This window comes from Streptomyces sp. R35, assembly GCF_041053035.1.
Classification (GTDB): Bacteria; Actinomycetota; Actinomycetes; order Streptomycetales; family Streptomycetaceae; genus Streptomyces; species Streptomyces lutosisoli.
This window is the reverse complement of sequence record NZ_CP163440.1, coordinates 10,071,118-10,092,236: the sequence shown is the minus strand read 5'-3', so window position 1 is coordinate 10,092,236 and position 21,119 is coordinate 10,071,118. Positions and strand designations below refer to the sequence as shown.

Genomic DNA, 21,119 nt, shown 5'->3' with positions numbered 1-21,119 from the left:
AATGGTGGCCATGGGTGTTCGGCGACGGGCGAGACACCACGGACGGACGGCGCTCACGGCAGCCGCGGTGGCCTCCCTGCTCTCCGCGGGCTACGCCGCCCCCGGATCAGCGTCGGCCGCGGCTCCGCCGCCCCAGCCTCCACCCCAGCTCACCCAGGCGAAGGTGGACGACGCGGTGGGCAAGCTCGACGGCATCGTCCAGAACGGCATGAAGAAGACCGGCGTTCCCGGCGTGGCGGTCGTCGTGGTCTACAAGGACCGCGTCCTGTACCTGAAGGGCTTCGGCGAGCGCCGGGTGGGGCAGTCGGCGGCCGTCGACCCGGACACGGTCTTCGAGCTGGCGTCCCTGTCCAAGCCCCTGGCCTCGACCGTGGTCGCCGGTGTCGTCGGCAGCAAGGCCATCGGCTGGGACGACCCCGTGGCAGGGCATCTGCCCGGCTTCGCGCTCAAGGACCCCTGGGTCACCGATCATGTGACGTACGCCGACCTCTTCTCGCACCGCAGCGGTCTGCCCGACCACGCCGGTGACCTCCTGGAGGACCTCGGCTACGACCGGACGTACATCCTGGACCATCTGCGCTACGAGCCGCTGACCCCGTTCCGGGCGAGCTACGCGTACACGAACTACGGGGTCACCGCCGCGGGCCAGGCGGCCGCGAACGTCAAGGACACGACGTGGGAGAAGCTGGCCGAGGACACGCTGTACGGCCCCGCCGGCATGAACTCCACCAGTTCCCGCTTCGCCGACTACGACAGGGCCAAGGACAAGGCCGTCAACCATGTGAAGGCCGCGGACGGCACCTGGCAGGCGAAGTACGTCCGTGACGCCGACGCCCAGTCGCCCGCCGGCGGCGCGAGCTCCACGGCCCGCGACATGGGCACCTGGCTGCGTCTGCAGCTCGCGAACGGGAAGCTCGACGGCCGGCAGATCATCCCTGCCGACCCGCTGGAGCGCACCCACCTGCCCGAGATCGTGGCCCAGCCCCCGCGTGCCCCGGCGGGCCGCGCCGGGTTCTACGGCCTCGGCTGGAACGTCGGCTACGACGACCAGGGCCGACTGCGCCTCAGCCACTCCGGCGCCTTCGAACTCGGCGCGAACACCAATGTGACGATGCTGCCCGGCGAACAGCTCGCGATCGCCGTCCTCACCAACGGAGCACCGGTGGGACTCGCCGACTCGGTCGCGCTGAACTTCTTCGACACCGCCCAGTACGGCAAGCCCACGGCCGACTGGCTCAGCCTGGTCGACCAGGTGTACCAGCAGCAGGAACGGGCGGGCCGCTCCCCCACCGACTACACCGAGCCCCCTCAGAACGCGGCCGCCGCCCGGCCCGAGGACGCGTACACGGGCACGTACGCCAACGACTTCTACGGCCCGCTCACCGTCACCGCCGACCAGGGCGGACTCACCATGAGCCTGGGCCCGAAGCCGATGAGGTTCCGGCTCAGCCACTACGACGGCGACACGTTCAGCTTCGAGACGGTCGGCGAGAACGCGACCGGACTGTCCGGCGTCACGTTCAAGGGCGGCGGGCCGGCGGCCAAGGTGACCGTCGAGGCCTGGGACCAGGACGGCCTGGGCACCTTCACCCGGCGATGAGACCGCGATGCGCGATGAGACCCTCCGGGGTTACCACTTGCCGGGCGCGTAGTCCTTCAGGAAGACGCCGTACAGGTCCTCGCCCTGCTCGCCGCGGACGATCGGGTCGTAGACGCGGGCCGCGCCGTCGACGAGGTCGAGGGGGGCGTGGAAGCCCTCGTCGGCCAGGCGCAGCTTGTCGTAGTGCGGGCGCTCGTCGGTGATCCAACCGGTGTCCACCGAGGTCATCAGGATGCCGTCGGTCTGGAACATCTCCTGGCCGCTGGTCCGCGTCACCATGTTCATGGCAGCCTTCGCGGCGTTCGTGTTCGGGTGCCCCGCGCCCTTGTAGCCGCGGCCGAACACGCCTTCCATCGCCGAGACGTTCACGACGTACGCGCGTCCGCTCGTCGCCTGCTTCGCGGCCGCGGCCATCAGCGACCGCAGATTGCTGATCAGGATGAACGGCGCCGTGTAGTTGCACAGCTGGGTCTCGAGGAGCTCCACCGGGGAGATCTGCTCGATGGTCTGCACCCAGGTGTTGGTGTCGACGACGTCGGGGACGAGGCCGCCCGCGTCGATGGCGGTGCCGTCGAGGTGCCGGGCGACGCTGGCGTTGCCCGCGACCAGGGCGAGTTCGGCGACCTTCTGTGCGTCCAGGCCGCTGGTCCCGAGGGGCAGCGCGGCGAGGCCGTCGACCGCGCCGGAGTTGAAGGCGCCGATGACGTGGTGGGCGGGCAGCTCACCGGCCGGCAGCGGGGCGCTCTCGCCCTCGACCAGCGCGGCGTACGCGGAGGGCAGGCGGCGCACCGTCTGTGTCGCGTTGTTGATCAGGATGTCGAGCGGACCCTGCTCGGCGATCCGGTCGGCCAGGGCCACGACCTGGGCCGGGTCGCGCAGGTCGGTGCCGACGATCTCCAGGCGGTGGATCCAGTCCGCCGAGTCGTCCATGGCCTTGAAACGGCGGATGGCGTCCTTGGGGAACCGCGTGGTGATCGTGGTGTGCGCACCGTCGCGCAGCAGCCGCAGCGCGATGTACATGCCGATCTTGGCGCGGCCGCCGGTGAGCAGCGCGCGCTTGCCGGTGAGGTCGGCGCGGGCGTCGCGGCGGGAGCGGTTCAGGGCGGCGCAGTCCTGGCAGAGCTGGTGGTAGAAGTAGTCGACCTCGACGTACCGCGTCTTGCAGGTGTAGCAGGAGCGCGGGCGCTGGAGTATCCCCGCGATCTGCCCCTCCTCGGTCACCGACGACGGCAGGATGCCCTCGGTCTCGTCGTCGATGCGCTGGGCGGAGCCGGTCGCCGTGGACTCCGTGACCGCCCTGTCGTGGGCGGTCTTGGCGGCCCGGCGCTCCTGGCGGCGGCGCTGCTTGACCGTGCGGTAGACGCCCGCGGTGGCGCGGCGCACGGCGATGGCGTCGGGGTGGTCGACGTCGATCTTCTCGAGTTCGTCGAGCACGCCGAGGCAGACCGCCAGCCGCTCCGGGTCGATGCCGGGGCCGTACGAGACCTCCGCGACCTCTGCCGTGTCCACGGCGGGGGTCGCCTGGCTGTCCTCTGTCACCGTCATCGCCGTTGCCGTTCCTCGGGTTGTGCGCCGCGTTCGAACCGCGCTCGCTTTCGAAGGCGGAATTTTACGGACCAATCGTCCGCGGCACCAAACCCGAGATGATCAACGGCCCTCAGGAACCACAGGCGATGATCAGCGTCTCGACCTCCTCGGACAGCGCACGGGCCAGCAGATCGAGGTCCGGCACGGCCTCCGCGTCGGCGACGAGCCCGTAGTGGACGCGTCCGCGGTACGTCGAGACGGCCACCGCCAGCGCCTGCCCGCGGGCCAGCGGGGCGAACGGATAGACCTCGGCGAGCGGGCAGCCGCCGAGCTTCAGGCCGAGGCTGGGCAGCGGCACGCTGGTGACGAGGATGTCGAACAGCAGCCGGGCCGCCTGGCCGACGACGGGCCCGCCGAGCCGGTGCCCGAGCGGCGGTACGTGGTCGGCGAGCAGCGCGACGGCGCCCGCTCCGCGGTGGGGCCCCGCGTCCTTGTTGCGGTCCATCGCCGTACGCACCGTACGCAGCCGTCCCAGCGGGTCCGGGTCGTCGACCGGGAGGTGTATCAGATAGCCGGAGAGCCGGTTGCCCTGGGGATGCGCGGTGCGCGGGCGGCGCCTGGAGACGGGGATCAGGGCACGGGGGGTGACCCCGTCGCTGCCGTCGCCGCGTTCGTCGAGCCAGCGGCGCAGGGCGCCCGCGACGACGGCGATCAGGACGTCGTTGACGGTGCCGCCGACGGTCTTGCGGACGCGGTGCACCTCGTCGAGGTCGAGGGCCACGCCCGCGGTGCGCCGGGTGCCGGTGGGCTGCGAGGTCAGGGCGGGCGTGGACCGCACGCCCAGGGTCGCGCGGGCGACGGAGGTGCCGATGTCGAGGGCGCGGCCCACGTCGGAGAGGGTGCCGCGGACCAGGCCCGGAAGCTTGCGGACGTCCGGGAAGAGCCCTCGGGGCGGCTCGGCGGGGCGCGGGCGGGGCTCCGGCATGTCCATCGGGTCCATGATGGCGGCGGCGAGCATCAGTGCCCGCAGCCCGTCGGCGAGCGCGTGGTGGAACTTGAAGAGCACGGCGAACGACACGCCGTCCTCGCCGGGCAGCACATGCGCCTCCCACGGCGGCCGGCCGCGCTCCAGCGGGCGCTCCATCAGTCGGCCCGCGACCGTGTGGAAGTCCGCGGTCGGCGCGTGCAGCCGTACGTGGTCGAGTGGCTCGAAGTCGGGCGCGGGCTCGCGGGCCGCGCTCCCGAAGGCGAACGGGTCGAGCGGCTGCCACACGTCACGGATCCGCATACGCAGCCCGGGAACGGCGGCCGCGCGGGCCGCGAGCAGGTCGGCGGCGTGCGCGCCCGCGGTGGGCGAGTGGGCCTCGAAGACGCCGAGGGCGCCCAGGTGCATGGGGTGCTGGGCGGACTCGATGTTCCAGAAGGCCAGGTCGAGTGGAGCGAGGAGATCAGGAGTCAAAGGCTTGCTCTCGCGTCGACAAACGGGTGAGAAAGCAGTCAATCGCCGACAGGCGATTACGGTCAAGTACGATCAAGCTACGCATAGTTAACAGCAGATTAAGTCCCGCCCCTCGCGGAAGGGGCGGGGCTCAAGGGCCTCAAGGGATGTCCGAGGTGCCCGTTAGCCCGTCTGCGGTCATTTCAGGGCAGGTGGCGCGGCCTCGGCGGATGTCCCCCAGTCGGACGGCTCGGGGCCGACCGTGAAGGCCAGCGAGCGCAGACCTCGTAGCGCCTCGGTCGTCAGATACGTACGACCGTACGAGAATCCGTCGGCCAGGGCCGCCTGGATGTACCGGTCGCTGCCCGAGGTGCCCGGCGCCATCACGGTCAGCGCGCCGCGCGGGTAGTAGTCCGGGTCGAGGGTCAGGTCGACGCGCTCGAAGACGGGCGTCGACAGGCCCCAGGTGTCGTCACCGGGCTGCACCGGGAAAATCCCGATGGACGAGAGCACATTCCAGGCGGACATCGTGCCCAGGTCGTCGTTGCCGGTCATCCCCGTCGGCGCGTCGGTGAACAGGGTCAGCGCGGCATGCACCACATCGGTCGTCTTCCACGGCTGGCCGGTCGACAGATAGGTGTACGGGGCGATGAGGTCGGGCTCGTTCTCCGGGTTGTACTTGTCCGCGTTGTAGTAGGCGTACGGGCCGTTCACCCACACCTCGCGGGCGGTCTTCGCGGGGTCCTTGAGCAGCTGCTCGTAGGCGAAGAACGAGTCGAGCCGGACGTTGGCCGTCCGCCGGCCGCCGATCAGGCCGACCATGCCCGGCAGGTCCTGCGGCACGAGCCACTGGTACTGCCAGGACGTGCCCTCGTGGAAGCCCACGCTCTTGGCCGGGTCCGCCGGTCCGGCGAAGGCACCGGAGGCATCCCGGGCACGGAAGAATCCGGTCGAACGGTCATAGACGGTGCGGTAGTTCTGGGCCCGGGCGGCGTAGCGCGCGGCGTCCGCGTCATGACCCAGATCCCTCGCCATCGCGCCGAGCATCGCGTCCGACAGGGCGTACTCCAGCGTCACGGACGCGCCGTGGTCGTAGTCCGAGTCGCCGAGCTTCGCGTGCGGACGGCCCTTGATGTAGGGCGCGTAACCGTCCGCGATGTACTCCTTGTCGGCCTCGCGGCCCACCGCCGGCGAGTCGGCGGGCGGCACGGCGTCGGCGTTCTTCTTCAACACGCGGTAGGCCCGGTCCTCGTACCCCTTCAGCAGGCCCTGCTGGTAGGCGTTGGTGAGGAACGGGGTGACCGGATCGCCGGTCATGATGTTCGTCTCGACCGTGCCGTAGCCCCACTTGGGCAGCCAGCCGCTCTCCTCGCCGATCCTGATGACGGAGATCGCCATGTCCCGCGCCTCGCGCGGCGCGAGCAGGGACAGGAGCTGCGACTGGGTGCGATAGGTGTCCCACAGCGACCAGTTCTGGTAGTACGTGAAGCCCTGGACGCGGTGGATCTTCTGGTCCCAGCCGGTGTAGCGGCCGTCGGCGTCGCTGCCGATGTTGGGCGCGAGGAAGGACCGGTAGAGCGACGAGTAGAACGTCCGGCGCGAGGTGTCGCTGCCGCCCTGGACGCGCACGTCGTCGAGCCTGTCCTCCCAGGCGCGGCGCGCCTCGCTCCGGATGGCGTCGAACGAACGTCCGCCCTCGGAGCGCAGGTTGGCGGCCGCGCCGGCGGCGTCCACGTACGAGAGCGCGGTGGTCGCCTCGACGGTACGGTCCTTGGTCGTGTCGAAACGGACGAAGGCGCCGTTGCCCCCCGTGCTCACCGACTCCTTGGAGCCCTCGGTGACGGTGTCGCCGTTCCAGGTTCCGGAGGTCGTGAACGGCCGGTCGAAACGGGTGAGGGTGTACACGGTGTACGGCTTCGTCGCCCGGCAGAAGCCGCTGCCCGTGATCGCCGTGCGCACGGTCCGGTCGTCGAGGATCTCGACCTTGGTGGAGACCGTCCTGTGCAGCGACTGCCCGGCGTTGAGCAGCACGTTGGCCTTGCCCGTGGCCGGGAAGGTGTAGCGCTGCACGCCGGTGCGCGCGGTGGCCGTCAGCTCGGCGTCGATGCCGGTCTTCAGGCCGGCCTTGTAGTAGCCGGGGCTCGCCTTCTCGGTGTGGTGGCTGAACCCCGCCTGGTACGCGGCGTAGTCCGTCCGGGTGACGTCACCCGTCGTCGGCAGCACGGGCAGGTCGCCGCCCAGCGCGCAGCCGACGCCCGACAGATGGACGAGGGAGAAGCCGCGGATGTGGTTCTGGGAGTAGTCGTAGCCGGTTTTGTGGCCGGTGTCCGGCGAGAACTGCACCATGCCGAAGGGCACCGCGGCGCCGGGATAGGTGTTGCCTTCGTTCGCCGTTCCGATGAACGGGTTGACCAGATCGGTGAGTTGGCCGTCGCGCGGCTCGGCGGCCTGGGCGGTGGGCGGGACGAACAGCGCGGACACTGTCACCAGCCCGGCCGCGCACAGGCGCAGGCGCCGGGTCCATCTCATGCGGGAGCCTCCGATGGTTCGACATCGATGTCTTCCCGCATGGTCGGGGCTGGAGCCCTGGTTCCCCGGCAGGGACATGAAAAGGGAGACAAAAGAGGCATGAAAGAGGCGGGAAAGGCGCGCGGACAACGGCCTCGGTGACCGGGGCCGTTGTCCGTGCGCGGCGGCTACGAGACGCGCTGGCCCTTGCCCAGCGCGATCACCCCGCCCTTCGACACCGTGTAGAGGTCGGAGTCCCGCTCCGGATTGACGCCGATGGTCGCGCCCGGCGGCACCTCGACGTTCTTGTCGAGGACCGCGCCACGCACCACCGCACCCCGGCCTATCTTGACGTTGTCTTGCAGGACCGAGCCCTGGACGACGGCTCCCGGGTCGACGACGACGCCCGGCGAGAGCACCGACCTCGTGACCTGCCCCCGTATCAGGCACCCCGCGCTGATGATGGACTCGCTGGCGATGCCACCGGCATTGAATCTCGCCGGCGAGAGCTGACCGGAGCTGGTGTAGATGGGCCAGCTGCGGTTGAAGAGGTTGAAGGCGGGGCGTTCGGCGATCAGGTCCATGTGGGCGTCGTAGTACGCGTCGAGGGTGCCGACGTCCCGCCAGTAGCCCTGGTCGCGGGTGGTCTCGCCGGGTACGTGGTTGTCGCTGAAGTCGTACAGCTGTGCCTCGCCCCGGTCGGTGAGCATGGGCAGGATCGAACCGCCCATGTCGTGCACGGAGTGCCCGTCCTCGGCGTCCCGCTGGAGCGCTTCGACCAGGGCCTTGGTGGTGAAGATGTAGTTGCCCATCGAGGCGAAGACGCACTCGGGGTCGTCCGGCAGCCCGGGCGGATCGGCGGGCTTCTCCAGGAAGCCCTGCACGGTCTGGCCGTCGGAGCCCGGGCTGATGACCCCGAAGGACGACGACTCGGCGCGCGGCACCCGTATCCCCGCGACCGTCACACCCGCGCCGCCCTCGATGTGCTGGGCGAGCATCTGCCGCGGGTCCATGCGGTAGACGTGGTCGGCGCCGAACACCGCGATGTAGTCGGGCCGTTCGTCGTGCACGAGGTTGAGGGACTGCAGGATCGCGTCCGCGCTGCCCAGGTACCAGCGGGGGCCGAGCCGCTGCTGGGCCGGGACGGGAGTGACGTAGTTGCCGAGCAGGCTCGACATCCGCCAGGTCGTGGTCACATGCCGGTCCAGGGAGTGCGACTTGTACTGCGTCAGGACGCAGATGCGCAGGATGTCGGCGTTGACGAGGTTGGAGAGCACGAAGTCGACGAGGCGGTACGTACCGCCGAAGGTGACCGCGGGTTTCGCGCGGTCCGCGGTGAGAGGCATCAGACGCTTGCCCTCTCCACCCGCAAGTACGATTCCCAGCACCGAAGGCCCACCGCGCCGCATACCGCCGCCCCTCTACGCCCGGTCGAGCCGCGCCCGCTGTACCGGGGCGGCCCCCTCGCTGAACTACGCCTGTCCGATGGTTACCCCGGTTTGAGGACTTCCTCGTACAGCTGCACGGTCCGCCTGGCCACCGCGTCCCAGCCGAACTCCCGCACCGCGCGCTCCCGTCCTGCCTCGCCCATCCGCCGGGCGGCCTGGGGGTCGGCGAGCACGGAGTCGAGGGCGAGCGCCAGACTCGCCTCGAAGTTGCCCTCGACGGGCACGAGGACACCCGTCACGCCGTCCTCGACCACCTCGGGAATCCCGCCGACCCGCGAGGCCACCACGGCCGTTCCGCAGGCCATCGCCTCCAGGTTGACGATGCCGAGCGGCTCGTACACCGAGGGGCAGACGAACACGGCGGCGTGGGTGAGGAGTTGGATGACGTCGGGGCGCGGCAGCATCTGCGGGATCCAGTGGACTCCCTCGCGTACGCGGCTCAGCTCCTGGAAGAGGTCGCGGAACTCCCGGTCGATCTCGGGCGTGTCGGGGGCGCCCGCGCACAGCACCACCTGCACGGCCGGGTCGATGTCCCGTACCGCGCGCAGGAGGTGGGGCACGCCCTTCTGGCGGGTGATGCGGCCGACGAACAGGACGTAGGGGCGGCCGGTGTCGAGGCCGATGCGGTCGAGGACATCCGTGCCGTGGTCCGGCTGGTACAGGGAGGTGTCGATGCCGTTGTGCACCACGCGCACCTTGGCCGGGTCCAGGGCCGGGTAGCAGCTGAGGATGTCCTCGCGCATGGCGCCGGAGACGGCGATCACGGCGTCCGCGGACTCGATGGCGGTGCGCTCGGCCCAGCTGGAGAGGGCGTAGCCGCCGCCGAGCTGCTCGGCCTTCCAGGGGCGCAGCGGCTCCAGCGAGTGGGCGGTCATGACGTGCGGGATGCCGTACAGGAGCTTGCCGAAGTGTCCGGCGAGGTTGGCGTACCAGGTGTGCGAGTGGACGAGCTCGCGGCCTTCGAGGGCGGCGGCGATGGAGAGGTCCACGGAGAAGGTGCGCAGGGCGTCGTTGGCGCCGTCGAGCGTGGGCCAGGGCCGGTGGCGTAAGACTCCGCCCGCGGCGCCCTCGCCCCAGCAGTGCACATCCAGGTCCGTGAGGCCCCGCAACTCGCGTGCGAGGAACTCGACATGGACGCCCGCACCGCCGTACACGTCCGGCGGGTACTCCCGGGTCAGCAGTCCCACGCGCACACAGAACCCCCCGTCATAGCGGCTGGTGTCCCTCATGGTCACTCAGATGGGGCAGTTGGGGAAGAGCACACGAGGACCGCGGCCGTCAGGAACGGCGGGGTGCGGGCCGCGGCGGGCGGTCGAAGCAGCAGTCGCCGCACAGTCCGCCGCCGGGCAGGCGGTAGTAGAGGCAGCAGCTGCGGCGGCGGAGGGTGCGGGGGTCGAGGGTGCCGGAGAGGTCGGGGTGCGCGAAGAGTGCGGAGGCGAGGCCGCGGGCCCGATCGCCCACCTCCGTACGGTTGTTGGCCCGCGCCCAGCGGTCGAGCTGGCGTACGGCGCCGGCCAGGGCGGAGCCCGCGTTGCCCCACATCAGGCCTGGTGAGACGCGGTATCGGGAGTGCAGGGCCGCCGCCAGCGGGACGAGGTGACCGGCTCGTACGACCTCGTCGGCGGCCGTGACGGGCAGGGCGCGCACCTCGGACAGCCACAGATCGTCCGGAGCGCTGCCGTCCGGATCCCAGTGGAGCAGTTTCGGATCGAGGTCGGGCAGCCGGCCGTACAGTGCGGCGGCGCCGAGCGCGATCGAGCACAGCCGGGCCGCGAGGGCCTGGTGCGCGATCGAGGCCGCGATCCGCGATTCCGGCGCATGGAGACTCTGCGTTACTTTTCGGACACGGAAAGTTAGCGGATCCGCGTAAACCTCATCGTGGGTGTCAACCGGTGGCGAACCGTACGCCTGCGCGAGGGTCGGCAGCGGGCCGCGCGGCGGTACGCCGGTGCGTAGTACGAAGAATCCGCCGAGGGTGTTGAGCGCCGAGAGTTCGGGGTCGAGGTCCACGAAGAGCAGTAGTACCAAGCCCCCTAGGGGATTCCACCAGCGGGTCGGAGCTCTGTGTAACCCACCCTGGGGAGGACAGTGGGCGATTCGTACTCCATCGGCAGTAGGACCCAATGCCTGCTCAGGTACGACGACGAGAACTAAATCGCGGGGCAGAGTTGTTTGCATGGAAGCCGACCGTTCGCCGCGCCGGGCAGATCGCCCGCGCCGTACGCAGAGGAGGGACTCATGAGCGCCCTCGCTTTGTCCGTGTTGCTCTCGTTCGTTTCCGCCGTCGCGTACGCGGGCGGAGCAATCGTTCAGGAGCAGGTCGCCCTGACCTCCCCCGGCCAGACCTACGCACCGCTGCGCAGGCCGGGCTGGTGGGCAGCCGTGGGGTTGACCGGGCTCGGCGGGTCGCTGCACGTGGTGGCCCTCGCCTACGGCCCGCTGAGCCTCGTACAGCCGCTCGGCGCGCTGACCATAGTCTTCGCCCTTCCCATGGCGGCCCTGTTCGTCGGCCGCAAGGCCGGGGCGACCGCCTGGCGCGGCGCGATCATGGCCACGGTGGGCCTCGCGGGCCTGCTGTCGCTGGTCGGCGCCTCCGACGCGCAGTCCCTGAGCGACGCCCAGCGGGTGGCGCTGGCCGTGGTGGCGGGCGGCTCGGTGGCGGCCCTGATGGTGGCGGGCCGCGCCGCGCACCGGCACCCGGCCGTGCGCAGTGTGCTCCTCGCGGTCGCGGCGGGCATCGCCTTCAGCATGTCGTCGGTGTTCACGAAGACGGTCGCGGTGGACTGGTCGCAGCAGGTCTCGCTCTCCGACCTGTCCAGCCTCGCCGTGATCGCTGTCTTCGCGACGGCCGGCATGCTGCTCTCGCAGGCCTCCTACCGGGACGCCGGCCTGGCGGCGCCGCTGGCCACGCTGACGGTCGTGAACCCCGTCGTGGCGGCCGCCGTAGGCATCACGATGTTCGGCGAAACCTTCCGCTACGGCTCGACCGGCACCGTTCTCGCACTGGGCTGCGGAGTCGTCGCGGCGGGCGGTCTGATCCTGCTGACGACGGAGCGGATCAGCAGCACGCGGCCGGCGACCGCACCCGCCGCGCTCGCGGTCGAGTCGGACTCCGGCGATCTCGTCGGCGCACCGGCTCCTGTCACCGTCGGATCGGCTCCGGTGGCCGACGCGGCCGGTCCGGGCCCGCTGCCCGGCTTGGTCGAGTCGGACCTGGCCGCGCTCACGGCCGCCGAGGCGGAGCTGCTCGCGGGGCTCCCCGGGCAGCCCGTCGGCAACGACATCTTCGTACCGGCTCCGACGAGGGCGCCGGCGGTGGAGAGCGCGTCGCGGGACACGGTGGCCGAGGACGAGCTGCCGTACTACACCGCCCTGTACGGCGGCCCCTATCTACCGGTGCCGTTCGTCAACCACCACCGCACGCGCGTCAAATCCTGACCCCGCCCGCCCTCAGGTAGGCCACCGGGTCGATGTCGGTTCCGAAGCCGGGCCCCGTCCGCACCTCGAAGTGCAGATGGGGCCCTGTGCTGTTGCCCGTGGACCCGGAGCGGCCGATGCGCTGGCCGCCCGCCACGCTCTGCCCGGCCTTCACGGAGATCGCGGACAGGTGGCCGTACTGCGTGTAGCGGCCGTCGGCGTGCCGGATCACCACCTGGTAGCCGAAGGAGCCGCCCCAGCCCGCGCTCACGACATGACCGGCCGCGACCGCCTTCACGGACGTGCCGGTGGGCACCGGGAAGTCGACACCCGTGTGGTAGCCCTTCGACCAGGACGAACCGGCGGCACGGTAGGGCGTGCCGGTCGCCGCGTTCACGGGGGCGACGAAGGAGGGGGCCTTCTTGGTCTTCTCCGAGGAGGTCTTGTCGGCCGAGGGCTTCTCCGTCGAGGCCGGCGCGCTCTGGGTGTGCACGGGCGCCTGGGCCTTGCCGCGCAGGTTCAGCCGCTGCCCCGGCAGGATCAGGTCCGGGTCGGAGCCCACGGTCTTGCGGTTCGCGGCGTACAGGCGCTCCCAGCCGCCCTGGACGTGCCGGGAGTCGGCGATGCCGGAGAGAGTGTCGCCGTGGACGACGGTGTACATCTCGGCGGTGCCCGCCTGCGACTGGGGCGTGGTCTGCGGCTTCACGTCCCGTACGGAGCGCTGCGTCGTCTGGGGCGAGGTGCCGGACGGGCTGATGTCGGGGGTGTCGCCGCCTCTGGTCAGTCCGGCGCGCACCGAGCACACCGGCCAGGCGCCGGGCCCCTGGCCCCGCAGCACCTTCTCGGCGATGGCGATCTGCTGGTCCTTGGTGGCCTGATCCGCGCGCTGGGCGTAGACCTTGCCGCCGTACGCCTCCCAGGTGGACTGGGTGAACTGCAGCCCGCCGTAGTAGCCGTTGCCCGTGTTGATGCTCCAGTTGCCGCTGGACTCGCAGGCGGCGACCTTGTTCCAGGTGCCGACATCGGCCGCGTGGGCGACACCGGCGCCGACGAGCGGGAGGGCGATGCCCGCGCCGCCGGCCGTGAACGTGAGTGAGGCACGGTTGATCCTGTTGGGCTGGTACCGGCGGTGCCGACCGCGTACGGACATGGGCGAGCCCCCCTCGACATGCGTCAGGAGCGGCAAAAGTAAGCGCTGCGAACAGGCCATGACAAGAGGGCAATCGGTCGTGCTGTGCCCCTCGCGTGACCTACGAGGCGGCCGCCTCCCTCTGACGCCGCGTCACCTCGTCACGGATCCCCTCCGCGTCCTCGACCGTGCTGTGGTACGTCAGTTGGGGCTCGTCCCCGTGCGCCACGGTGACCGTGATGGCGCGTTCGGCGAGGAGCGTGGCGGGCAGGACCGCGCGGGACAGGGCGCGGGAGAGCACCCCTCTCAGCTGCGCCACGGGGGCGTCGCTGCGGACGGTGAGGCGGATGGCCAGGTTGTGGAAGCTGCTGGAGATCTCGCGGTGGACGTTGAGCATGCCCCGGGTGTCGATCCGGCCGTCGGCGCGCAGGACCGGGTCGTGGAGCTCCGTGCCGTCGGCGGCGGCCTCTTCCTCAAGGAGCGCGGCCAGCTCGCCGCAGAGCGCGGAGAGCAGGATCTCCTGGGAGTTGGGGCCCTTGTCGATGCCCACCAGCTGCTTGGGCTGGTCCGCGATCAGGGGCGCGGACTGCCTGCGTACGCCGTTCACGGTGAGCGCCGTGCGGTAGACCGCCTCGGAGCCGTTCTCCCAGACGACGTCGGCCTCCACCGGGCAGACGGCGGCCGCCTCCGCCGCCGCGGGAGTCCAGGGGACCGAGACGTCGACGGTGGTGCCGTCGGGGCGCTCCACGCGCGCGCTGACGGTGATCGGTGACGCGTCCAGGAACACCCGGTGGTTGGGGCTGAAGGCGGTGACGAGCCGGTTGATGGAGGTGACCGTGTCGGTGGACGTGTAGCCGTCGAGCGCGCAGTGCCACGCGAGGCGGCTCAGGGCTGCGCCCGCGGCCGGCTTCCCGTCCGTGTCGAGCGCGAGGTCGGCCCGTACGGTGACGCGCAGCGCGCCGAGGGTGACGCCGCGGGCCGTGTAGCCGTTGACCTTGGTCATCAGCACGCAGGCGCCGAGTGCCGCGAGCGCGGACTCGTACGGTGTGGGGATGCCCTCGGCGTCCGAGCCGTGCGGCGTGGGATCGCCGGCGGCTTCGACGGTGAACGACCGTTGTTTCAGGCGGAAGTCGCGGGCGACCCGGATCGTGCCGGCGCGCAGGGTCTGTGCCCTGGCCCGGAAGACGCCGTGGTCGTCGGTGCGGGCGCTCGCGGCGACGGCGAAGTCGGCGATCGCCTCTTCGGGGTACTCGCGGAGTTCGTGGACGGTCTCCGAGACTCCGGTGATATTCAGTCCGTTGCGCATGCCTGCGGGCCCTTCGTCACAGTCCTGAGAGTGCTTGGTCGAGGTCCGCCAGCAGGTCGTCGGGGTCCTCGATACCGGCGGAGAAGCGGACCAGGCCGGGTTCGATGCCCACCTCACGCCGCTGGCGCGCGGTCAGAAAGCTGTGGGAGGTGTTGAACGGCAGGCTCACCAGTGACTCCACACCGCCGAGGCTGGTGGCCACGACGGGAAGCTCCAGCCGGTCGAGGAGTTTCAGGGCCGCCTCGTCGCCGCCGTGCAGCTCGAACGCGACCATGCCGCCCCAGCCGTCGGGACAGATGTCGTGCAGCCAGCGGTAGGGGTACTCGGGGCGCGACGGATGGTGGACGGCCCGGATCGCGCGGTGTTCGGCGAGGAACGCGGCGAGCGCCGTGGAGTTCTCGCTGTGGCGGCGCATCCGCAGGGCCAGGGTCTTCAGTCCCCGCTCCAGCAGGAAGCACATCATGGCGTCCAGGGAGCCGCCGAACTTCAGCAGCTGCGACCAGGTCCGGTCCACGTACTTGCGCGAACCCGCGACGACGCCCGCCGTCACGTCGCTGTGCCCGTTGAGGTACTTGGTGGCGCTGTGGATCACGAGGTGCGCGCCGTGCTCCAGCGGCCGCAGGTGGACGGGCGACAGGAAGGTGTTGTCGACGATGAGCAGCAGGCCGCGCTCGCGGGCCAGCTCCCCCAGTTCCACCAGGGGTACGGCCTTGAGGAGCGGGTTGGTGAGCGTCTCGAAGAACAGCACCTGTGTGTCGTCGCGCACCGCGGCCCGGATGGCGGCCATGTCGGTGGGGTCGGTGAAGGTCACGGACCTGCCGAGCTGGTGCATGTCCTCGCGCAGCAGATTGAAGGTGCCGCCGTACACGTCCCGTGAACTGACGATGTGGCCACCGCGGTTGGTGAGCGCGAGCAGGGTCGTGGTGATCGCGGCCATGCCCGAGGAGAACATCAGGGCGCTCTCGGCGTTCTCCAGCGAGGCGATCTTCTCCTGGACCGACCACTGGTTGGGGCTGCCGTACCGGCCGTAGATCGGCACGTCGCGGATGTGCCCCTGGTCGAACGCCTGGTAGGTGTCCTCGGTGAAGGTGAACGTGGTGCTCTGGAACACCGGGGTGCCCACCGCCCCGGTGATCGGGTCCTCATAGGTGCCCGCGTGCACACTGCGGGTGCTGGGCCCGGTGCCGTCCACCACTCGCTGCTGGGGCAGCCGCGGGCCGGGGACCCGGCCGCGCTGAAGACTGTCCGTCCAGGGCCGGTTCTCCCCCGCGCCCGGGGCATTCCCCTGGGACCTCGCCATGGTGTCAGTCCTTCCGTTCGGTGGGTACGGCCCGCGGCACCTGGTGCTCGCGTACATCGCGTGCGGCCAGTGGGGCGAGCGCGATCGCCAGGTGGGAGAGGCCCACGGCGAGCAGCGTGCGCCGGATCCCCAGCACGGCGGCCGCCGGTCCGGCCAGGGTCATACCGAAGGGCTGTGCGGCGTAGGAGCCGAGCCATTCGTACGCGCTGACCTTCGACAGCGCGGTGGACGGCACCTCCTGCTGGAGCACCGTCTCCCACAAGGGGTTGAAGACCATCAGGCCGATGCCGCCCAGGAACGCGGCGACGGCGACGGGCACCGCGGACGACGACTGCGACATCACGAGTGCGGGAGTCGCGAACAGCGACACCGCCAGTACGGCGAACCTGAGCGGCCGGCGCGGTCGCAGCGTCAGGGTGATCGCCCCGCCGCTCACCGCACCGGCTCCGAAGGCCGTCAGAATCGCGCCCCAGGCGCCGGGGCCGCCGAGTTCACGCTCGCTCAGGGCCGGTCCCAGGACCATGAAGACGGCGTAGCAGGCGTTCGTCAGCGAGGCCGCCGAGATCAGACTCCACACCCAGGTCCGGGAGGTGAACTCCCGCCAGCCCGCCCGGAGATCGCCCACCAGGTCCCTGGCCGCCGGCCCGCCGACGCGCTCCGTGCGGCTGAGCCGCAGCCGGCTGAGGCAGACCGCGCTCACCACGAAGGTGAGGGCGTCGGCGCCGACGGCCCAGCCCGGACCGGCGGTCACGACCAGCAGGGTCGCGGCCGGCGGGCCCGCGATCATCGCGGCCGACTGGGCCATGCCGCGCAGCGCGTTGGCGGCCTGGAGCTGCGCGGACGGCACGGTCTGCTGGATGAGGCCGGAGACGGCCGGGGTGAACAGCGCGCTCGCCGTGCCGTGCACGGCCTGCAAGGCCATCAGCTGCCAGATCTCGGCGTGCCCGGACAGCACCAGCGCGGCGGTCACCGCCTGTGTCACCGCACGGGCCGCATCGGCGCCGATCATCACCAGATGCCGGGGCAGCCGGTCGGCGAGCACACCGCCGACCAGCATGAACAACACGATGGGCACCGTGCGGGCGGCGAGCACCAGACCGATGTCGCCGACCGATCCGGTGAGATCGAGCACCGCGAACGCGAGCGCCGGTCCGACCACGTAGTCGCCGAACGCGGAGGTGAACTGCCCGAGGAAGAACCAGCGGTAGGACGCGATCCGCAGGACCGACAGCCGGGAGGCCGTTACCGCCGGGGTGTCCGCGCCGCCTGAGGTGACCGCGTCGCCGGCCGGGCCGCCCGGTCCGGCTCGTCCATCTGGTTCAGTACGTGCCATGTGCTGTCGGGCCGTTTCTGCTCGCGGGCGGTCACGTGGTCGATCTGCGGCATCAGCGCGCAGACGTGCGGGGGCAGCAGGTGAACCGTCCCGGACCCCGGGCGCGGCATCCGCTCGCCGGGGGTCTGCCACGGGTAGGGATACGCGTCGAGCAGGGCGTCGCCGGCACCCGGTTCGGCGGTCACGGACACGGCAACGTCCTCGGGCGCGCACACGCCGATCGCGGCCATCCCGGCGTCTTGAAGTGCGTAGGCACCGGAGCACACCTCGGTCACCCCCTCCACCGCCATGGCGCCTTCCGCCGTGGGGGTGCCGCCGACGGCGACCGTCCGGAAGGTGAGCCCGTGGGCGCGCAGCAGTCCCGCGCTCCGTACGGCGTACTCGGCGGCTGCCCGGCCGACGGCCTCGCGGTCCGGCGCGGACTCGGCGGTGGTGAGGGCCTGGTATCCGGTGATCCCGTCGAGGCTCAGGGAGCGTGCGGCGGCCGCCGCACGGGCCAGGTCGACCAGGGTGTCGTCGGCCGTGGCGGTGATGTCGTCGCCGGTGCCCAGCTGTACGCGGATCCCCACGACGCTGTCGGCCGATGCCGCGGCGGCGGCGAGCCCGGCGACGGACTCCAGGCTGTCGACGTGGACCGCGACCCGGCAGTCGCGAGCCAGCTCCGCGATGAGCCGCCACCGCCAGGGATCACGCCAGGGGTGCGCGATCACCACGTCGGTGATCCCGGCGGCGACATAACCGCGGGCCTGGGCGACCTGGTTCACCGCGATGCCCCGGGCGCCCGCCCGCAGTTGACGCCGGGCGATCTCCACGGTGCGGTGGGCCTTCACATGGGCCCGTACGGCCGGACCGTGCGCGGCGGCGAGGGCGTGGAAGCGGGTGAGGTTGCGCTCCAGGCGGTCGACATCGACGTACGCCGTCAGGAGGGGACGGCTCGGGCGCCCCGCGTCATCGCTCACGCGTCGCGTCCGTCCCATGCGTCCCCGGCGAAGGAGAAGTCGGCGGTGCCGCCCGCCAGCATGGCCCGTTGCCGGGCGACTTCGTCCTCGGCGGGGATACCGACGCCGTTCAGGCCGAGCAGGATCTCCTCGGTCCAGTCGAGGCCGAGGGCGTCCTCGATCTCGGCGTCGCGCGTCGCCGCGGTGAAGAGCATGCCGAGACCGAGGGCGGTGCCGACCAGATACGCGGTCTGGCTGAAGTGGCCGAGCTCCATGAAGAGGGTGCGGTAGACGCGTCCCGTCCGGTACTTCCACGCCGTGCGCTCCAGCACCGCCGTGTAGAGCAGGAGCACGCCGGTGTCACCCAGATAGGTCTGGTCACCGCACCAGTGGGTGATCCGCTCGCGGTCGAGGGGGCCCGGCCGCAGGGCTTCCAGGGCGTGCGCGCCGGAGTGGTAGTGGTAGATCCCCGGGGCGACGCCCGTGACGTTCAGTACGACGGGGTAGATCTCCAGGGCGTGCAGGGCGCCCGGAGAGGGGCTGGCCTTCAGCACGGCGGGCCGCAGCCCCTCGGGCCGCACTTCGTGCAGTGGGCCACCGACCCAACGCAGTAGGGAGGCGAGCTGGCCCTCCGACAGCGGCTTGCCGGCGTCGAATTTCCGTGTCGAACGCCGGGCGCGCAGCACCTGCGCCAGGTCCGACCGCGCGAGCGGACTGTCATCGCCATGGGACAGCGGAATTCGCTCGGCGTCCGGATATTCCTTGAGTCCCGAAGGCTGTGGGCGGTCCGGCAGGTTTTCCACGAGCCAGGCGGTGTCCTCGGCCGCGGACGTGAATTTCTCGTCGCTCGGATTACGGCTCGCCAGGTGGTAATACGTGGCCGCGGTGCCCCATTGCGCCCACGGGCCCCGGTTCTCCTCGAAGCGGTGCTCCGCGGAGCCCTGCTCGACCAGGACGTGCGCGGCGAGCAGCTGCCCGATCAGGCGGGACTCCGCGTCCTCGGCCCGCTCGACGTCCGTCCAGTCCGCGAACCGGTGCAGCAGCCGCTGGGCACCTGAGCTCAGTGCCATCTGGCGGCGCCGCACCGGGTCGTCGCAGACCAACTGCCCGTCGCGCCAGGTGAAGACGCACAGGCGTGATATGCGCAGTCGCACCGTTGAGTCTCAGGCCGCCGTAGGAAGCTGACAGGTCTGGGCGACCGCGTACTCGTCCTCGACCAAGCTGTCGAAGGCGGATTCCTCGAATTCCATTTCCATTCCCTCGGACATGGGGACTCCATTTCTTCGATAGGTCTTAATTCTGGCGCGGCTGACCGTAGTTCAACGCTCTATGAAACGTCCAGAGTGGCTGGGTGATATCCCGCCAGCTGGGCGGCAGACGAAATGCGCCGATTCCTGCACCGCCAGGCCGCCGCACCACGCCGACACACCTGATACGCGCATGACAGAAGCCGGGGCGACGGCGGCACCGGCAGGCGCCCGGCAGCGGACCGGCAGCAAGGGCGTGACTGAAAATCACCCCTGTCCTGTGACGTCGGATGATGAGGCACCGAGGGGTTCTTCTGCGTACACCTCCCCGACGCGTCAGGATGGCCGGGGGCAATACTGACGAGCAGGACCAGCAGTACGGACGAGCACGACCGGCATCACCGATACCAGGACCTCTTACCAGGACCTCTTAGGAGCCAACCGTATGAGCAATACAGCCCAGATCGGCGTCACGGGACTCGCGGTCATGGGGCGCAATCTCGCCCGCAACTTCGCACGCAACGGCTATACGGTCGCCGTGCACAACCGCACCGTGGCGAAGACGAACGCGCTGGTGAACGAGTTCGGCCACGAGGGCGAGTTCGTGGCGGCGGAGACCGCGAAGGAGTTCGTGGCGGCCCTGGAGCGGCCGCGGCGCCTGGTGATCATGGTGAAGGCGGGCGAGCCGACCGACGCGGTGATCCAGGAGTTCGCCCCGCTCCTGGAGCCCGGCGACATGATCATCGACGGCGGCAACGCGCACTTCGCGGACACCCGGCGCCGGGAGCGCGCACTGCGCGACCAGGGCATCCACTTCGTCGGCACGGGCGTCTCCGGCGGTGAGGAGGGCGCGCTGAACGGGCCGAGCATCATGCCGGGCGGCTCGCCGGAGTCGTACCAGTCGCTCGGTCCGATGCTGGAGAAGATCTCCGCGAAGGCGGCGGACGGCGCGCCGTGCGTGACGCATGTGGGCCCCGACGGCGCCGGGCACTTCGTGAAGATGGTCCACAACGGCATCGAGTACGCCGACATGCAGCTGATCGGCGAGGCGTACCAGTTGCTGCGCGATGTCGCCGGGTACTCCCCCGCGCAGATCGCCGACATCTTCCGCACCTGGAACACCGGCCGGCTCGACTCGTACCTGATCGAGATCACGGCCGAGGTCCTGTCGCACGTGGACGCGGCGACGGGCAAGCCGTTCGTGGACGTGGTGGTGGACGAGGCGGAGCAGAAGGGCACGGGCCGCTGGACGGTCCAGATCGCCCTCGACCTCGGTGTCCCGGTCTCCGGTATCGCGGAGGCGGTCTTCGCCCGCTCCCTGTCCGGCCACGCGGCGCTGCGCGAGGCCTCGCGCGGGCTGGCCGGGCCGAAGGCGTCACCGCTCGGCGAGTCCGAGGCGGCGGCGTTCGCCGACCGGGTGGAGCAGGCGCTGTACGCGTCGAAGATCGTCTCGTACACGCAGGGCTTCCACGAGATCACCGCGGGCAGCGACGAGTACGACTGGAACATCGACCTCGGTTCCGTCGCCACCATCTGGCGCGGCGGCTGCATCATCCGGGCGGCCTTCCTCGACCGCATCCGCGCCGCGTACGACACCCGGCCCGACCTGCCGAGCCTGCTGTCCGACGACACGTTCGCGCAGGAGATCGCGGCCGCGCAGGACGACTGGCGCGAGGTCCTGGTGGCCGCCACCCGCCAGGGCGTCCCCACCCCCGGCTTCGCCGCGGCCCTCGCGTACTACGACGCCCTGCGCGCCGAGCGCCTGCCCGCCGCCCTCACCCAGGGGCAGCGGGACTTCTTCGGCGCGCACACATACCGGCGTACGGACCGCGAGGGGTCGTTCCACACGCTGTGGGGCGGGGACCGCTCGGAAGTGTCCTCCTAGCAGGCAGCGGGGCCGATGGGCGACCCGGTGCGGTCACCCGTCG

General features: G+C 71.0%; 15 protein-coding genes. 3 read left to right on the top strand and 12 right to left on the bottom strand.

The window, feature by feature from the left end; genetic code table 11:
• Window positions 1–10: 10 nt before the first annotated feature.
• Window positions 11–1,600, top strand: coding sequence for a serine hydrolase (locus AB5J50_RS45330; protein WP_369264394.1), 1,590 nt, complete (start codon window positions 11–13; stop codon window positions 1,598–1,600).
• A gap of 30 nt (window positions 1,601–1,630) precedes the next feature.
• Here AB5J50_RS45330 and AB5J50_RS45325 read toward each other — a convergent pair whose 3' ends face one another.
• The 6 genes from AB5J50_RS45325 to AB5J50_RS45300 all read right to left on the bottom strand — a co-directional run bounded on the left by AB5J50_RS45325 (window position 1,631) and on the right by AB5J50_RS45300 (window position 10,549).
• Window positions 1,631–3,145, bottom strand: coding sequence for an SDR family NAD(P)-dependent oxidoreductase (locus AB5J50_RS45325; protein ID WP_369264393.1), 1,515 nt, complete (start codon window positions 3,143–3,145; stop codon window positions 1,631–1,633).
• A 112-nt stretch (window positions 3,146–3,257) separates the two neighbouring features.
• Window positions 3,258–4,586: a wax ester/triacylglycerol synthase family O-acyltransferase gene (locus tag AB5J50_RS45320; RefSeq protein WP_369264392.1), complete on the bottom strand. Its 1,329-nt coding sequence runs from the start codon at window positions 4,584–4,586 to the stop codon at window positions 3,258–3,260.
• A gap of 177 nt (window positions 4,587–4,763) precedes the next feature.
• Complete coding sequence (locus AB5J50_RS45315; RefSeq protein WP_369264391.1) at window positions 4,764–7,094, bottom strand: GH92 family glycosyl hydrolase; 2,331 nt, start codon at window positions 7,092–7,094, stop codon at window positions 4,764–4,766.
• A gap of 167 nt (window positions 7,095–7,261) precedes the next feature.
• The gene (gene glgC / locus AB5J50_RS45310; RefSeq protein WP_369264390.1) at window positions 7,262–8,482 is read right to left on the bottom strand and encodes a glucose-1-phosphate adenylyltransferase; all 1,221 of its coding nucleotides are present in this window, start codon (window positions 8,480–8,482) and stop codon (window positions 7,262–7,264) included.
• A gap of 80 nt (window positions 8,483–8,562) precedes the next feature.
• Window positions 8,563–9,714 (bottom strand): glycogen synthase, encoded by a 1,152-nt coding sequence (glgA, locus tag AB5J50_RS45305; RefSeq protein WP_327435324.1) that lies wholly within the window; start codon window positions 9,712–9,714, stop codon window positions 8,563–8,565.
• An 85-nt stretch (window positions 9,715–9,799) separates the two neighbouring features.
• Window positions 9,800–10,549, bottom strand: a complete 750-nt coding sequence (locus AB5J50_RS45300; protein WP_369264389.1) for a (2Fe-2S)-binding protein — start codon at window positions 10,547–10,549, stop codon at window positions 9,800–9,802.
• Between the two features lie 210 nt (window positions 10,550–10,759).
• Between AB5J50_RS45300 and AB5J50_RS45295 the strand changes: the two genes are divergently transcribed.
• A complete protein-coding gene (locus AB5J50_RS45295) occupies window positions 10,760–11,959 on the top strand; it encodes a DMT family transporter (protein ID WP_369264388.1) in 1,200 nt (399 codons plus the stop codon).
• Here AB5J50_RS45295 and AB5J50_RS45290 read toward each other — a convergent pair.
• From AB5J50_RS45290 to AB5J50_RS45265, 6 genes are all read right to left on the bottom strand, one after another.
• On the bottom strand, window positions 11,949–13,088 hold the full coding sequence (locus AB5J50_RS45290; RefSeq protein WP_369264387.1) for a transglycosylase family protein: 1,140 nt from the start codon (window positions 13,086–13,088) through the stop codon (window positions 11,949–11,951). The two genes, AB5J50_RS45295 and AB5J50_RS45290, sit on opposite strands and share 11 nt — an antisense overlap.
• Window positions 13,089–13,188: 100 nt before the next feature.
• On the bottom strand, window positions 13,189–14,373 hold the full coding sequence (locus tag AB5J50_RS45285; protein ID WP_369264386.1) for an OsmC family protein: 1,185 nt from the start codon (window positions 14,371–14,373) through the stop codon (window positions 13,189–13,191).
• Window positions 14,374–14,389: 16 nt separating this feature from the next.
• Window positions 14,390–15,673: a PLP-dependent aspartate aminotransferase family protein gene (locus AB5J50_RS45280; RefSeq protein WP_369264385.1), complete on the bottom strand. Its 1,284-nt coding sequence runs from the start codon at window positions 15,671–15,673 to the stop codon at window positions 14,390–14,392.
• A gap of 4 nt (window positions 15,674–15,677) precedes the next feature.
• Entirely contained in the window at window positions 15,678–17,006 is a 1,329-nt protein-coding gene (locus AB5J50_RS45275) for an MFS transporter (RefSeq protein WP_369264384.1), read from the bottom strand.
• Window positions 16,916–17,965, bottom strand: coding sequence for an alanine racemase (locus tag AB5J50_RS45270; RefSeq protein WP_369264383.1), 1,050 nt, complete (start codon window positions 17,963–17,965; stop codon window positions 16,916–16,918). Before AB5J50_RS45270 ends, AB5J50_RS45275 begins: the two co-directional genes overlap by 91 nt.
• Complete coding sequence (locus AB5J50_RS45265) at window positions 17,962–19,098, bottom strand: SagB/ThcOx family dehydrogenase (protein WP_369264382.1); 1,137 nt, start codon at window positions 19,096–19,098, stop codon at window positions 17,962–17,964. Before AB5J50_RS45265 ends, AB5J50_RS45270 begins: the two co-directional genes overlap by 4 nt.
• Window positions 19,099–19,636: 538 nt before the next feature.
• On the opposite strand from AB5J50_RS45265, the gene gndA reads away from it, so the two are divergent.
• Complete coding sequence (gene gndA, locus AB5J50_RS45260) at window positions 19,637–21,076, top strand: NADP-dependent phosphogluconate dehydrogenase (protein ID WP_369264381.1); 1,440 nt, start codon at window positions 19,637–19,639, stop codon at window positions 21,074–21,076.
• Window positions 21,077–21,119 lie beyond the last annotated feature (43 nt).